Annotated in this window: 1 pseudogene; it reads left to right on the top strand. The window is 61.0% G+C overall.

The features are described from left to right. A pseudogene (locus tag R0J92_RS23290) lies at window positions 1–269 on the top strand (hypothetical protein); the annotation flags it as partial.

Raw genomic sequence — 269 nt, forward strand, 5'->3', positions numbered from 1 at the left:
GTCGAGCGTTTAACTCCCCCTTCTATTGCGCTGCTGCTGTGGGCGGCGCTGGCTATCGGTAGCGCACTCACCCTGGGAGCACTCAATACATCACCCTCTCACGGCTGGGCAAAAGCTCGCCAAACGGCAGGAATCATGCTGCTGGCCTGGGGCGTGGCGCTTGTGCTCGGCGCTGCCCAAGGAGGAAGTAACCCTTTGCGGCCGCTATCCGTCACTTCCTCTAATGCCAGCGATGCCACGGCGGCTCCTACCTTTCAGGAAGTGGATAG

Source organism: Tritonibacter sp. SIMBA_163, from assembly GCF_046535935.1.
GTDB lineage: Bacteria > Pseudomonadota > Alphaproteobacteria > Rhodobacterales > Rhodobacteraceae > Epibacterium > Epibacterium scottomollicae.